Annotated in this window: 13 protein-coding genes and 1 other annotated feature; all 13 genes read left to right on the forward strand. The window is 49.2% G+C overall.

What is annotated here, in order from left to right; translation table 11 throughout:
* The first annotated feature begins 30 nt into the window (after positions 1 to 30).
* The gene (gene rlmB / locus ACZ5N7_RS15505) at positions 31 to 768 is read left to right on the forward strand and encodes a 23S rRNA (guanosine(2251)-2'-O)-methyltransferase RlmB (RefSeq protein ID WP_464655425.1); all 738 of its coding nucleotides are present in this window, start codon (positions 31 to 33) and stop codon (positions 766 to 768) included.
* A 12-nt stretch (positions 769 to 780) separates the two neighbouring features.
* Positions 781 to 1,302 (forward strand): NYN domain-containing protein, encoded by a 522-nt coding sequence (locus ACZ5N7_RS15510; protein WP_464655427.1) that lies wholly within the window; start codon positions 781 to 783, stop codon positions 1,300 to 1,302.
* Positions 1,303 to 1,422: 120 nt separating this feature from the next.
* On the forward strand, positions 1,423 to 2,067 hold the full coding sequence (sigH, locus tag ACZ5N7_RS15515; RefSeq protein ID WP_464655429.1) for an RNA polymerase sporulation sigma factor SigH: 645 nt from the start codon (positions 1,423 to 1,425) through the stop codon (positions 2,065 to 2,067).
* A gap of 353 nt (positions 2,068 to 2,420) precedes the next feature.
* Positions 2,421 to 2,570, forward strand: a complete 150-nt coding sequence (gene rpmG, locus ACZ5N7_RS15520; RefSeq protein ID WP_464655431.1) for a 50S ribosomal protein L33 — start codon at positions 2,421 to 2,423, stop codon at positions 2,568 to 2,570.
* A 16-nt stretch (positions 2,571 to 2,586) separates the two neighbouring features.
* The gene (gene secE, locus ACZ5N7_RS15525; RefSeq protein WP_464655433.1) at positions 2,587 to 2,787 is read left to right on the forward strand and encodes a preprotein translocase subunit SecE; all 201 of its coding nucleotides are present in this window, start codon (positions 2,587 to 2,589) and stop codon (positions 2,785 to 2,787) included.
* 22 nt (positions 2,788 to 2,809) lie between these two features.
* The gene (gene nusG, locus ACZ5N7_RS15530; protein ID WP_464655434.1) at positions 2,810 to 3,343 is read left to right on the forward strand and encodes a transcription termination/antitermination protein NusG; all 534 of its coding nucleotides are present in this window, start codon (positions 2,810 to 2,812) and stop codon (positions 3,341 to 3,343) included.
* A 158-nt stretch (positions 3,344 to 3,501) separates the two neighbouring features.
* Entirely contained in the window at positions 3,502 to 3,927 is a 426-nt protein-coding gene (gene rplK / locus ACZ5N7_RS15535) for a 50S ribosomal protein L11 (RefSeq protein ID WP_464655436.1), read from the forward strand.
* A 90-nt stretch (positions 3,928 to 4,017) separates the two neighbouring features.
* Positions 4,018 to 4,710 carry a 50S ribosomal protein L1 gene (gene rplA, locus ACZ5N7_RS15540; protein WP_464655438.1) on the forward strand — a complete coding sequence of 231 codons (693 nt, stop codon included), beginning with the start codon at positions 4,018 to 4,020 and terminating at the stop codon, positions 4,708 to 4,710.
* Between the two features lie 57 nt (positions 4,711 to 4,767).
* Positions 4,768 to 4,917, forward strand: a sequence feature (ribosomal protein L10 leader region).
* A 72-nt stretch (positions 4,918 to 4,989) separates the two neighbouring features.
* Positions 4,990 to 5,505 (forward strand): 50S ribosomal protein L10, encoded by a 516-nt coding sequence (rplJ, locus tag ACZ5N7_RS15545; protein ID WP_464655440.1) that lies wholly within the window; start codon positions 4,990 to 4,992, stop codon positions 5,503 to 5,505.
* 63 nt (positions 5,506 to 5,568) lie between these two features.
* A complete protein-coding gene (rplL, locus tag ACZ5N7_RS15550; RefSeq protein WP_464655441.1) occupies positions 5,569 to 5,934 on the forward strand; it encodes a 50S ribosomal protein L7/L12 in 366 nt (121 codons plus the stop codon).
* A 74-nt stretch (positions 5,935 to 6,008) separates the two neighbouring features.
* Positions 6,009 to 6,608: a class I SAM-dependent methyltransferase gene (locus ACZ5N7_RS15555; protein WP_464655443.1), complete on the forward strand. Its 600-nt coding sequence runs from the start codon at positions 6,009 to 6,011 to the stop codon at positions 6,606 to 6,608.
* 404 nt (positions 6,609 to 7,012) lie between these two features.
* Positions 7,013 to 10,549, forward strand: coding sequence for a DNA-directed RNA polymerase subunit beta (gene rpoB, locus ACZ5N7_RS15560; RefSeq protein ID WP_464655444.1), 3,537 nt, complete (start codon positions 7,013 to 7,015; stop codon positions 10,547 to 10,549).
* 98 nt (positions 10,550 to 10,647) lie between these two features.
* A complete protein-coding gene (gene rpoC, locus ACZ5N7_RS15565) occupies positions 10,648 to 14,241 on the forward strand; it encodes a DNA-directed RNA polymerase subunit beta' (RefSeq protein WP_464659308.1) in 3,594 nt (1,197 codons plus the stop codon).
* The last annotated feature ends 110 nt before the right edge of the window (positions 14,242 to 14,351 follow it).

The raw sequence follows: 14,351 nt of genomic DNA on the forward strand, positions 1-14,351 counted from the left end.
CGGCACGAAGCCTGAGGAGGTAAACAGACAATGGAAGAAGAATACATCGCGGGGAAGCACTCTGTGCTCGAAGCTCTTCGTTCAGGCCGAACGATCAATAAAATCTGGATTGCGGACAATGCCCAGAAGCATTTGACCCATCCAATCATAACCGCGGCCAAAAACAACGGAGTCATCGTCCAGCATGTGGATAAAAGAAAGCTTGACGCAATGGCGGAGGGAATCCAGCACCAAGGCGTTGTCGCGCAGGTCGCGCCGCATGAATATGTGGAAGTTGAAGAGATTCTTGCCGGGGCGAAGGCCAGGAACGAAGCTCCCTTCCTTCTGATTCTGGATGAAATTGAGGACCCGCACAATTTAGGCTCAATTCTTAGGACAGCCGATTGCACGGGCGTGCATGGAGTGATTATTCCCAAACGCAGATCGGCCGGATTGACCGCGGTAGTGTCCAAGACCTCCGCCGGTGCGGTGGAATACGTCCCTGTAGCAAGAGTAACCAACATAGCCCAAACGATCGAGGAATTGAAGGAGCAGGGCGTTTGGGTCGCGGGAGCGGATGTGGCGGCCACCCAGTCGATGTACGGCAGCGACTTTACCGCTGCAACCGCCCTTGTGATTGGGAATGAGAACAAAGGGATGGGAAGGCTGATCAAAGAAAAGTGCGATTACCTGATCCAGCTTCCGATGTTCGGACAGATCAATTCGCTCAACGCCTCTGTAGCCGCTTCGGTCCTCATGTATGAAGTCGTCCGCCAGCGGCGGTTTTAGCGCCTTAACTTTATGGATGAGGTGCTCATTGTCGACGGATATAACATAATCGGGGCCTGGCCGGAGTTGAACGCTTTAAAAGATACGAACCTCGAGGAAGCGAGGGACCGCTTGATCGATACCCTGGCGGAGTATCAATCCTTCTCGGGCATCAAGGTGCTGCTCGTGTTTGACGCCTATCAGGTGCCGGGCCTGGGACGCAAATACGAGATGAGCAAGCTTGCCGTCTACTATACCAAAGAGAAGGAAACGGCGGACGAATTGATAGAGCGTCTCGTCTTCGAACTGATGGGCCGCAGAAAGCGGATATCTGTGGCCACCTCCGACATGATAGAACAGCATGTGATTTTCGCAAAAGGGGCTTTGAGGCTGTCTTCCCGCGAGCTGCTGCAAAAGGTCCGGCAGAGCCAGAAGGAGCTCAAAACCAGGATACGAAGCCAATCCACCCGGTCGCGCAACAATTTGGACGCTAAGCTCAGCGACGAAATGAAATCTATACTCGAGCGCTGGAGAAGGGGAGACCAAGATTCCTGATCCAAGTAAAATTGCTAGATTCTGAGAGGTTTCGGATTGACGCTGCTAGATTTCATCATGTATACTAACACTATCCTTTGAAAATGAATAGCAGCTTCACAGGCCGGAGGGATTAATTAAGTGAGCGTCGACCTCGATGAGTTGAGAATTAGCTATTATGACCTCAAGACAGATGAATCTATTGTCGAAGCAGTCCGTGAAGGCAGCGGCGAAGCGTTGGAGTATTTGATCAACAAATACCGTAATTTTGTGCGTGCCAAAGCCCGCTCCTATTTTTTAATCGGCGCCGATCGGGAAGATATCGTGCAGGAAGGCATGATTGGATTGTACAAGTCGATTCGTGACTTCCGGGGAGACAAGCTCGCGTCCTTTAAGGCCTTTGCCGAACTTTGCATTACGAGGCAGATTATTACCGCTATCAAGACAGCCACCCGTCAGAAGCATATTCCTCTTAATTCTTACGTTTCCTTGGACAAGCCGATTTACGATGAAGATTCCGATCGTACTCTACTGGATATCATCTGCGGATCAAGGGTGACCGACCCGGAAGAACTGATGATTAACAAAGAAGAATTTAGCGGACTGGAAGATAAGATGGGAGAGCTGCTCAGCGAGCTTGAGAGAAGAGTGCTGATGCTCTACCTGGATGGACGATCTTATCAGGAAATTGCGGTGGACCTGGACAGACACGTGAAATCGATAGATAACGCTTTGCAGCGTGTAAAGCGCAAGCTCGAAAAATACCTTGAAGTACGAGATTTGTAAGAGACACCATCTTGACGGAGACGGTGTTTTTTTTAACGTTAAAGACTTACATACCGCTATGCGGCACCACTGATGAATGAAAATGATGTCCATACTGGTACAACGGCTGGTGAAATGAAACTTTCTTTACCAAGAAACATAAGGACAGCGTTCATTTCTTCGTATTTTTCGAAGCGGGAGTTTATAAGCGCACATGCAGGTGAATAATAGATAGCGAGTATGGCGTTGTTAACACCTTTCCCTTGACACGTGTAATGTGTTATGCTAAAGTACTTTAGGTAGCCCTAAAAGTAGCTGCTTTTTCGTTCAACAAAAAAGGGCTGTGAATTCAGGTTGTCCGGGAGGTGCACAGCATGCGGGTTATAATTACATTGGCTTGTGGAAACTGCAAGCAGAGAAACTATACTTCCACTAAAAATAAGCGAAACAATCCAGACCGCATCGAGATGAAAAAATATTGCAGATTCTGCAATACACAAACTTCTCATCGCGAAACCAGGTAGTTTTGGAGGTGTAACAGTGGCATTTTTAGGTAAGATGAAACAGAGCTTTTCGTTCTTTGGCGATGCTTACGCCGAGCTGAAGAAGGTTAAATGGCCAAGTCGCAAGGAAATGACAAGCTATACCCTTGTTGTACTCTCTGCAATCGCCTTTATTGCCGTTTACTTCGCCATACTCGATCTAGGAATCTCTGAACTGCTTCGTCTTGTTACTAAATAAGCGAATTTCATAGGTGGATGATATGGAGAAAAGATGGTACGTTGTACATACCTATTCCGGGTATGAGAATAAAGTAAAGGCCAACTTGGAGAAACGCGTCGAATCCATGAACATGATGGACAAAATCTTCCGCGTGCTGGTGCCGATGGAAGAGGAACTGGTGAACAAGGACGGCAAGAGAAAGACCGTCATGCGCAAAGTTTACCCGGGATACGTCCTAGTGGAAATGATTCAGACCGATGATTCCTGGTATGTCGTCCGCAATACGCCGGGAGTAACGGGGTTTGTCGGTTCTACGGGTTCAGGTTCCAAACCGACGGCTTTATTGCCTGAGGAAGTGGAAGCCATCCTGAAGCATATGGGTATGGAAGAGCCTAAACCTAAGATCGAGTTTGACCTCAAAGAAACTGTGCGTGTGAAGGTGGGACCTTTTGCCAACTTTGTCGGTTCGGTTGAAGAAATTTTGTCGGACAAGATGAAGCTGAAGGTTCACGTGAATATGTTTGGCAGAGAAACCCCTCTGGAGCTTGATTTTAATCAGGTGGAAAAGTTGTAAGGAAATCCTGCGGATTTTCCGGTGTCGGCAGAATGGTTCCTCTAAGGTGATCTTTTTGTCTGATTATAGGTTTCTTTCCAGGTCTATTCACAGCGGATAGACCTTTCGACAGTGGGAGGCTCTCCCTCTATCAGACTTTGAGCAAGGAGGTGTCCACAATGGCTAAAAAGGTTATCAAAATGGTAAAACTGCAAATTCCTGCAGGCAAGGCGAATCCAGCACCTCCGGTAGGTCCGGCATTGGGTCAAGCGGGTGTCAACATCATGGCATTCTGTAAAGAATTCAACGCTAGAACTGCGGATCAGGCGGGACTGATCATTCCTGTCGAGATTACAGTTTTCGAAGACCGTTCCTTTACATTCGTTACCAAAACCCCTCCGGCAGCAGTATTGCTGAAAGTGGCGGCTAAGATCGAAAAAGGATCCGGCGAACCGAACAAGAAGAAAGTCGCTACAGTGAAGCGTGCGCAAGTCCGTGAAATCGCTGAGCAAAAAATGCCCGACCTGAACGCAGCATCCGTCGAAGCGGCTATGCTGATGGTTGAAGGTACAGCACGCAGCATGGGTATTACTATCGTTGACTAATTTCAGAGAAATCCGTGCAAGCGGGGCTTGAGCAATCACGCCCGTCAGTGGGAGGATTATCCGTTAACACCACAAAGGAGGAGTAGCATAATGGCTAACCATGGCAAAAAATTCATTGAAGCTGCAAAATTGATCGATGTTGAAGCTCAATACGAGTCTAAAGAAGCGATTGAGCTCGTGAAGAAAGCGGCGACTGCGAAATTCGACGAGACGGTCGAAGTGGCAGTGCGTCTGGGAGTGGATCCCAGGAAGCAAGACCAGGCAGTTCGTGGGGTAGTTGTGCTTCCTCATGGTACCGGTAAGACCAAGCGTGTCCTCGTATTCGCAAAAGGCGACAAAGCGAAAGAAGCTGAAGCGGCCGGAGCGGATTACGTAGGCGATCAAGATATGATTAACAAAATCCAACAAGGCTGGTTTGATTTCGATGTCTGTGTAGCGACACCTGACATGATGAGCGAAGTCGGTAAGTTGGGTCGTATACTCGGGGGTAAAGGTTTGATGCCGAACCCTAAAGCGGGAACCGTTACGTTTGATGTAACCAAAGCCGTACAAGAGATCAAAGCCGGTAAAATCGAATATCGCCTGGACAAAGCGGGTCAAATTCATGCGCCGATCGGTAAAGTTTCCTTCGACGCTGAGAAATTGAACGAGAACTTCAAAGCGTTAATCGACGCCCTTGTAAGAGCGAAGCCTGCTTCTGCTAAAGGTGTATACCTGAAGAACATCGCGGTATCCTCTACAATGGGACCAAGCGCCAAGATCAACGTGCAAGCCTTCAGATAAGACAATCATCGGATGTTGACTTTTGTCGGCAGCCGTGATAATCTACTTAAGGTCTTTAACAAACGAATATGCTGACCGTAGACAGTAGGTGCTGCTCCAACAGCTTAATTTCCTACCGAGGTGTTGTGATATATAGATGACTCTTTTCCAAGAGTATCGGAATCAACATGCCTTCGTAGTGTCTATGAAGGCATTTTTTATTGCAATCAACCAGGTCTGTACGCTCAGTATTTGATGTGATAAAGAATGCTCGATAAAAGCTCTTAGGAGGTGTACAAAATGGCAAACGAAAAAGTACTTCAGGAAAAGCAACAAGTGGTATCCGACGTTGCAAGCAAGCTTCGTGACAGTGCTTCCACTATCGTTGCGGATTACCGCGGATTGAATGTGGCTCAAGTAACCGAGCTGCGCAAGAGACTCCGTGAAGCGGGTGTTGAATTCCAGGTTCTCAAGAATACTTTGGTTCGCCGCGCGACTGCGGAAACCGAATTGACTGAGCTGGATGCTCACTTGACCGGCCCGACAGCAGTTGCATTTTCCAAGAATGATGTGGTTGCAGCTGCGAAAGTTTTGACTGAGTTCGCCAAGAAGAACGAAGCTCTCAAAGTTAAAGCGGGTGTAGTTGAAGGGAAAGTCGTAGATATGGCCCAGATTAAAGCTTTGGCGGATCTGCCGTCCAGAGAAGGTCTGTTGTCCATGTTGCTCAGCGTGCTTCAAGCGCCTATGCGCAACTTCGCTCTTGCAGTTAAAGCGGTGGCTGACAAGCAAGAAGGCGGAGCGGCTCAAGAAGTTTAATCAATTACGAATCTGACAGGATCTTGTATCCTTACTAAAACAAAAATTAATGGAGGTTCAACCATGTCTAAAGAGCAAATCTTGGAAGCAATCAAAGGGATGACCGTTCTTGAACTGAACGATCTGGTTAAAGCAATTGAAGAAGAATTCGGAGTAACGGCAGCAGCTCCTGTAGCTGTAGCAGCAGGCGGCGGAGCAGCAGCGGAAGTTGAAGAGCAAACAGAGTTCGACGTAATTCTGACTGCCGCTGGAGGATCCAAAATCAACGTAATTAAAGTGGTTCGCGAAATCACAGGCCTTGGCTTGAAAGAAGCGAAAGACCTTGTTGACGGCGCACCGAAGCCGATCAAAGAAAAAGTCTCCAAAGAAGACGCTGAAGCTATCAAAACCAAGCTTACTGACGCTGGAGCATCTGTTGAAGTGAAGTAATAAATGGTTAGTTCCCCTTGAAGTTGTACACTTCAGGGGGTTCTTTGCATTTCGAGTCTGATGGAGGGACCATCATGTCAGAGCATTACTATTCCAAACGGCCGACCGTTAAGCATGATATTCATAAGATTGAGGAGACGCTGAGGGGAAGAAAGCTGTTATTTAGCACCGATGCCGGTGTTTTTTCCAAGATGGAGGTGGATTACGGAAGCAAGCTGCTCATCTCCAATCTGGAGATTGGAAACGGCGCGAAGGTGCTTGACGTAGGCTGCGGCTACGGCCCTATCGGTTTAGCGATTGCTGCTTCGGATCCCCAGTCCGTCGTTACGATGGTTGATATCAACGAAAGAGCGGTTGAACTGGCTCAAAACAACGCTAAAATGAACGGCATCTCCAATGTGCGGATACTGCAGAGCGACTTGCTCGAAGCGGTGCGCATGGAAGCTTTCGATGTAATTGTATCGAATCCTCCCATTCGTGCGGGTAAAGAAACGGTGCATTCGATTTTCAGCCAAGCGAGGGATTGCCTGTCATCAGGCGGATCTCTGTGGATAGTCATCCAGAAGAAGCAGGGAGCGCCGTCGGCATACGCTAAACTTGAGGAATTGTACGGGGAAGTAACCGAGGTGTGCAAGGACAAAGGGTATAGAATTTTGCAAGCGAAGAAACAATAATCATTTAAGAAAAAAATTGACATTTAACTTGTGATGTGATATCATTATAAAATGTCAGTATTAAGATAGGCTTTATGTCTTTACTTGACTAAAATGTCAAGCAGATTTTTCTTCTCGAAAACATGTGTAGAAATGAATAATATTTTAACATGAAACGTATAATGTTTAAATTTTAGGCAAATCTACAATTAGAGAATGAAGAATGTGGAAATTACATGAGGTCTGTCTTTTAATGCTTATATGTATTTATAACAGGCTGATTGAACAGAATCAACCTTGTTAGTCTCTCATCACAACAATTTATCGCTGAACCCGCCGATATAACCGAGTGAAACTTCCAAGGAAGTTTTTCTTGCTTTATAGGTTTAGCGGTAATTTAGTAGACATTAAGGGGTGAATAAAAGTTGGCGGGTCATCTTGTTCAGTTTGGTCGACGGAAACGCAGAACTTATGCACGGATTAATGAGGTGCTGGAGATCCCGAACCTGATCGAAATCCAACAAAAATCGTACCAGTGGTTTCTGGACGAAGGCTTGCGCGAGATGTTCCAGGATATCTCTCCAATCCAGGATTTCACAGGCAATCTGGTGCTTGAATTTATCGATTACAGTTTAGGCGAGCCTAAATATTCGGTCGATGAATCCAAGGAACGCGACGTCACATATGCCGCTCCGCTGCGTGTGAAGGTACGTCTCATCAACAAAGAGACTGGGGAAGTCAAAGAGCAGGAAGTATTTATGGGCGATTTCCCGCTTATGACGGAGACGGGAACTTTTATAATCAATGGTGCAGAACGGGTTATCGTCAGTCAGCTTGTTCGCTCACCTAGCGTCTATTTTAGCACAAAAGTCGACAAGAACGGTAAAAAAACTTACACGGCTACAGTGATTCCGAACCGGGGCGCTTGGTTGGAGCTTGAAACTGATGCCAAAGATATTATATATGTTCGTATCGACCGTACCCGTAAGATTCCGGTAACCGTGCTTCTCAGGGCGCTTGGTTTCGGTACGGATGCGGAAATTCTGGAGCTGCTCGGCGATAATGAGTATATTCGCAACACTCTGGATAAAGACAACACCGATTCGACGGATAAAGCTCTCATAGAAATCTATGAGCGTCTTCGTCCGGGCGAGCCGCCTACTCTGGATAACGCCAGAAGCTTGCTTGTCGCTCGTTTCTTCGACCCCAAGCGTTATGATTTGGCGAACGTCGGAAGATATAAAATCAACAAAAAGCTTCATATCAAGAACCGCTTGTTCAACCAGAGGCTGGCTGAAACTTTGGTGGATGCCGGCACGGGCGAGATTATAGCCGAAGCGGGCCAACTGCTGGATCGCCGTTTGCTGGACGAAATCCTGCCGCATCTGGAGGATGGCGTGAACTTGAAATCGTACCGCATCACAGGCGGCGTGATGGAGACTGACGAAATCCCGCTTCAATGCGTGAATGTGTATTCGCCGATTGAAGATGGGAAGATCGTTAAGGTGATTTCGAACGGTTTTATCGATAAGACCGTGAAGAATATTACCCCGGCTGATATTATTTCCTCCATTAACTATTTTATCAATCTGCTGCATGGAATCGGAAACACGGACGATATCGACCATCTGGGCAACCGTCGTCTGCGTTCCGTGGGAGAGCTGCTGCAGAACCAGTTCCGGATCGGATTGTCCCGGATGGAGCGTGTCGTCCGTGAACGGATGTCCATCCAGGATGCGAATGTGATCACGCCGCAGGCGTTGATTAACATCCGTCCCGTGATCGCGTCGATCAAAGAGTTCTTCGGAAGCTCGCAGTTGTCCCAATTCATGGACCAGACGAATCCTTTGGCCGAACTGACGCATAAACGCCGTCTTTCCGCTTTGGGACCCGGCGGTTTGACGAGAGAGCGCGCCGGCTTCGAAGTCCGCGACGTGCATCACTCTCACTATGGCCGTATGTGCCCTATTGAAACGCCTGAGGGCCCGAACATCGGGTTGATCAACTCTTTGTCCACTTTTGCAAGAATCAACGAGTACGGGTTTATTGAAGCACCTTACCGTTGGGTAGACCCCAAGACAGGCGTGGTGACGGATAAAATCTCTTACTTGACGGCGGACGAGGAAGACAACTATGTTGTCGCGCAGGCGAATGCGCCATTGACAGCAGACAACAAATTCGAGAGAGAAAGCGAAATCGTTCGTTATAAAGACGATATCCTGACTCTTCCGATTGACCGCGTCGACTATATGGACGTTTCTCCCAAACAGGTTGTATCCGTAGCGACGGCTCTCATACCGTTCCTGGAGAATGACGACTCCAACCGGGCGTTAATGGGATCGAACATGCAACGCCAGGCGGTGCCGCTGTTGATTCCGAAGGCGCCTCTTGTCGGCACAGGAATGGAACACAAGACCGCCAAGGACTCCGGGGTATGTATTGTATCCAAGGTGGATGGCGTTGTGGAACGCGTAACAGCTAATGAAATATGGGTGCGTGAGCAGAAGACGATCGACGGCAATCTGGTGGACGGCAACCTGATCAAGCACAAGCTGCACAAGTTTATGCGCTCCAACCAAGGGACATGCATCAACCAGCGTCCGATTACTTTTAAAGGCGAACAGGTGAAAGTTGGAGATATTCTCGCGGACGGACCGTCCACCGAGCAGGGCGAGCTGGCATTGGGACGCAATGTTGTCGTTGCCTTCATGACTTGGGAGGGCTACAACTACGAGGACGCTATCCTGCTTAGCGAGAAGCTGGTCAAGGAAGACGTGTATACTTCGATTCACATTGAAGAATACGAGTCGGAAGCGAGGGATACGAAGCTCGGACCGGAAGAGATTACGCGTGACATCCCGAATGTAGGGGAAGACGCGTTGAAGAATCTCGACGAGAGAGGAATTATTCGTGTCGGTGCTGAGATTGCCGCAGGAGACATTCTGGTCGGCAAGGTAACTCCGAAAGGGGTAACGGAGCTGACCGCCGAGGAAAGATTGCTGCATGCGATTTTCGGTGAAAAAGCCCGTGAAGTAAGAGACACTTCCCTGCGCGTACCGCATGGTACCGATGGAATTGTTGTGGACGTGAAAGTATTTACCCGCGAGAACGGCGATGAACTGCCTCCGGGCGTGAATCAGCTTGTACGCGTGTATATCGCACAGAAACGCAAGATCTCCGAAGGGGATAAAATGGCGGGACGCCACGGCAACAAAGGGGTTGTCGCTCGAATCCTCCCTGAAGAGGATATGCCTTACATGCCTGACGGTACACCGGTCCAGGTAGTATTAAACCCTCTGGGGGTACCGTCCCGTATGAACATCGGGCAGGTGCTTGAGGTCCACTTGGGCATGGCTTCCTTGAGGCTCGGTATTCACGCAGCCACACCGGTATTTGACGGTGCTCATGAGTATGATGTGTTCGACACGATGGAAGAAGCCGGCATGCAGCGCAATGGTAAAACCATGCTGTACGACGGACGTACCGGTGAGCCGTTCGAACGTGAAGTGACCGTTGGCGTCATGCACATGATCAAATTGGCCCACATGGTCGACGACAAGATCCACGCCCGTTCCACCGGACCTTACTCTCTGGTTACCCAGCAGCCATTGGGCGGTAAAGCTCAATTCGGCGGACAGCGCTTCGGTGAGATGGAGGTTTGGGCTCTTGAAGCCTACGGCGCCGCTTATACGCTGCAGGAGATTCTGACTGTCAAATCTGACGATGTTGTCGGACGCGTAAAAACATACGAATCGATTGTAAAAGGCGAGAATGTGCCGGAGCCCGGTGTGCCTGAATCGTTCAAAGTTTTGATCAAAGAGCTTCAAAGCTTGGGCATGGACGTCAAAATCCTGTCCGGCAATGAGGAAGAGATAGAGATGAAAGAGCTTGACGACGAAGACGATGCGACCAGCGACAAGTTGAACCTGAACCTGGAAGGCGCAGAAATGGGAGTCGAGTAAGGAAGAAGTTGTCCGGAAATGATTGCAGTTGCCTTGGAACATACTAGCACATTCTTAAGGAGGGTTGCTCCTTGATCGACGTTAACAATTTCGAGTATATGAAAATCGGTCTGGCATCACCGGATAAAATCCGCTCTTGGTCCCGTGGGGAAGTCAAGAAGCCGGAGACAATCAACTATCGTACTTTAAAGCCGGAAAAAGAAGGTCTTTTTTGCGAGAAAATTTTTGGACCGACTAAGGACTGGGAATGCCACTGCGGCAAATATAAGCGCGTCCGCTATAAGGGCGTCGTTTGCGACCGCTGCGGGGTTGAAGTGACCCGTCAAAAAGTTCGCCGCGAGCGGATGGGCCATATCGAGCTGGCCGCTCCCGTTTCCCATATTTGGTACTTTAAAGGAATCCCGAGCCGCATGGGTCTCGCGTTGGATATGTCCCCAAGATCCCTTGAGGAAATCATCTATTTTGCATCCTACGTGGTCACCGATCCGGGGGATACTCCTTTGGAGAAGAAGCAGCTGCTTTCCGAGAAGGAATACCGAAGCTACCGCGAGAAATACGGCTATGCTTTCCAGGCCGGCATGGGTGCGGAAGCCGTGAAGAAGCTTCTGCAGGATATCGACATCGAGAAGGAAGTCGATATGCTGAAGGAAGAGCTGAAGACCGCCCAGGGACAGCGACGCAACCGTGCGATCAAACGCCTTGAGGTGATGGAGGCCTTCAGGAATTCCAAGAATAAACCGGATTGGATGGTGCTGGACGTACTTCCGGTCATTCCGCCGGAGCTTCGTCCGATGGTTCAATTGGACGGCGGACGTTTCGCCACTTCCGACTTGAACGATCTGTACCGCCGTGTCATTAACCGCAACAACCGTTTGAAGAGACTGCTTGACCTCGGCGCTCCGGACATTATCGTCCAGAACGAGAAGCGTATGCTTCAGGAAGCGGTTGACGCATTAATCGACAACGGACGCCGCGGACGCCCGGTCACTGGCCCCGGCAACCGTCCTTTGAAATCCTTGAGCCATATGCTGAAAGGAAAGCAAGGACGTTTCCGCCAGAACCTGTTGGGTAAGCGCGTCGACTATTCCGGACGTTCGGTTATCGTAGTAGGGCCGAGCTTGAAGATGTACCAGTGCGGTCTTCCGAAAGAGATGGCATTAGAGTTGTTCAAACCGTTTGTCATGAAAGAGCTGGTAAACAAAGGCCTTGCCCACAACATCAAGAGCGCCAAGCGTAAAGTAGAGCGCGTAAGCCCGGAAGTTTGGGACGTTCTCGAAGAAGTGATCAAAGAGCATCCGGTTCTGCTGAACCGTGCCCCTACACTTCACAGACTGGGGATTCAGGCGTTTGAGCCGATCCTGGTGGAAGGCCGTGCAATCAAGCTGCATCCGCTCGTATGTACCGCATATAACGCAGACTTTGACGGTGACCAAATGGCGGTCCACGTTCCATTGTCTGCCGAAGCTCAGGCGGAAGCGCGCGTTCTGATGCTGGCATCGGGCAATATCCTCAATCCTAAAGACGGAAAGCCTGTTGTCACGCCGTCTCAGGATATGGTCCTTGGAAGCTTCTATCTGACCATGGATAACGCGCAAGCCAAAGGATCCGGCACGGTTGTCCGTTCCGTTCACGAAGCCGTATCGCTGTACCAAAGCGGAAATGGCGCTCTTCATGCCAGGGTAGCCATTCCGGCGAAGGCGCTGAACAAAACGAGCTTTACTGCAAGACAGCAGGAAGCTATGCTGGTGACTACCATCGGCAAAATCATTTTCAACGAAATCTTCCCTGAAGATTTGCCATATATCAATGAAGCAACAAAAACGAACCTGCTTAACGGTACTCCGGACGAATACTTTATTTTTGATAAAGGTGAGGACGTAGCCGGCCGGATTATGGGGATTCCAAGTAAAATTGCGGTTGGTAAAGAGTATTTGGGTACAATTATTGCGGAGTGCTTCCGTAAATACCACACGACCCAAACCTCCATCATTCTTGACCGGATCAAGCAGCTCGGTTTCACTTATTCCACCAAAGCAGGGATTACGGTTGCCGTTGCAGACGTAATCGTTCCTAAGGAAAAGAATGAAATCCTGAAAGAATCCGAGGAAAAAGTAAAAACGGTCACCAACCAGTACCGCCGCGGTTTGATTACCGATGAAGAGCGTTATGACCGCGTTATCGCCATCTGGAGTAACGCCAAAGATCAAATCACGGATATCCTGATGAAATCGCTGGATAAGTTCAACTCCATCAACATGATGGTGGAATCCAAAGCGCGCGGTAACAAATCGCAGATTACACAGCTGGGCGGAATGCGCGGACTGATGGCCAATCCATCGGGTAAAATCATTGAGCTGCCGATTAAGTCCAACTTTCGTGAGGGCTTGACGGTTCTGGAATACTTTATTTCCACGCATGGCGCGCGTAAAGGTTTGGCGGATACGGCGCTGCGTACGGCGGACTCCGGTTATCTGACCCGCCGACTGGTTGACGTCGCCCAGGACGTGATCGTCCGCGATGAAGATTGCGGAACCGATAAAGGCTTTGTCGTCGGCAAAATCCAGGACGGCAAAGAGGTTATCGAAGATCTGTACGACCGTATTGAAGGAAGATATTCTTTTGAAACGATCAGGCATCCTGAGACCAAGGAAATTATTGTTAACCGCAATGGATTGATCGAGTCCCATATCGCCGATGCGATTATCGCGGCTGGAATCGAGAAGCTTCAGATTCGTTCGGTGCTCAGTTGCCGTTCACGCCACGGCGTATGTAAGAAATGCTACGGACGCAATCTTGCGACTGGTCAGCACGTTGAGATCGGTGAAGCTGTGGGAATTATTGCAGCTCAATCCATCGGTGAGCCTGGAACGCAGCTGACGATGCGTACGTTCCACACCGGCGGTGTTGCCGGAGACGATATTACTCAAGGTTTGCCGCGTATTCAGGAGCTTTTCGAAGCGCGTAATCCTAAAGGCCAAGCGATCATCACAGAGATCGACGGTACGGTTAAAGAAATTCGCGAAGCTAAGGACCGCCGTGAAATCGAAGTTGTGGGCGAAGCGGATACCAAGGTGTATGCCGTAACGTACGGATCGAGGATCAGGGTTTCCGTCGGCCAGCAGATCGATGCCGGAGACGAGTTGACCGAAGGTTCCATCGATCCGAAGGAAATGCTGCGCATTAAAGGAATCCGCGGAGTGCAGAACTATATTCTGCAGGAAGTTCAACGCGTTTATCGTAACCAAGGGGTAGAAATCAACGATAAGCATATTGAAGTGATGATCCGTCAGATGCTGCGCAAAATACGTATCGTTGATGCAGGGGATACCACACTGTTGCCCGGTTCCTTTGTTGATATCCATGAATATGAGGAAGGCAACAAGGAGGCGCTGTTTGCGGGTGCCGAGCCTGCGGTTGCAAGGCCGATCCTGCTTGGTATAACCAAGGCGTCCCTGGAGACCGATTCCTTCTTGTCCGCGGCTTCCTTCCAAGAGACTACAAGAGTATTGACCGATGCGGCTATCAAAGGCAAGGTCGACCAGCTGCTGGGCCTTAAAGAGAATGTCATCATAGGTAAGCTGATTCCGGCAGGAACCGGTATGACGCGTTACCGCAATATTCGTCTGACCGAGCCGGCAGAGGAATTGTCAATGGATGAGGACGCGCCAAAAGAACCGGTGACAGTGGAATAACTCTGTAAGGTTTCACCTGATCTAATCAGTCGCCTGTCCTCAGAACATATCACTCTGAAATCTTTCTGAGGACAGGCAACTTTTCTTGACATGGCATTGTTGAAATGCTA

The organism is Paenibacillus sp. JCM 18996, assembly GCF_055392555.1.

Excerpts from the sequence above, each read along its gene's own strand:
- rlmB (WP_464655425.1), top strand. The coding sequence starts at position 31 with ATGGAAGAAGAATACATCGCGGGGAAGCACTCTGTGCTCGAAGCTCTT.
- ACZ5N7_RS15510 (WP_464655427.1), top strand. The coding sequence starts at position 781 with ATGGATGAGGTGCTCATTGTCGACGGATATAACATAATCGGGGCCTGG.
- rpmG (WP_464655431.1), top strand. The coding sequence starts at position 2,421 with ATGCGGGTTATAATTACATTGGCTTGTGGAAACTGCAAGCAGAGAAAC.
- nusG (WP_464655434.1), top strand. The coding sequence starts at position 2,810 with ATGGAGAAAAGATGGTACGTTGTACATACCTATTCCGGGTATGAGAAT.
- rplK (WP_464655436.1), top strand. The coding sequence starts at position 3,502 with ATGGCTAAAAAGGTTATCAAAATGGTAAAACTGCAAATTCCTGCAGGC.
- rplA (WP_464655438.1), top strand. The coding sequence starts at position 4,018 with ATGGCTAACCATGGCAAAAAATTCATTGAAGCTGCAAAATTGATCGAT.
- rplJ (WP_464655440.1), top strand. The coding sequence starts at position 4,990 with ATGGCAAACGAAAAAGTACTTCAGGAAAAGCAACAAGTGGTATCCGAC.
- rplL (WP_464655441.1), top strand. The coding sequence starts at position 5,569 with ATGTCTAAAGAGCAAATCTTGGAAGCAATCAAAGGGATGACCGTTCTT.
- ACZ5N7_RS15555 (WP_464655443.1), top strand. The coding sequence starts at position 6,009 with ATGTCAGAGCATTACTATTCCAAACGGCCGACCGTTAAGCATGATATT.
- rpoC (WP_464659308.1), top strand. The coding sequence starts at position 10,648 with ATGAAAATCGGTCTGGCATCACCGGATAAAATCCGCTCTTGGTCCCGT.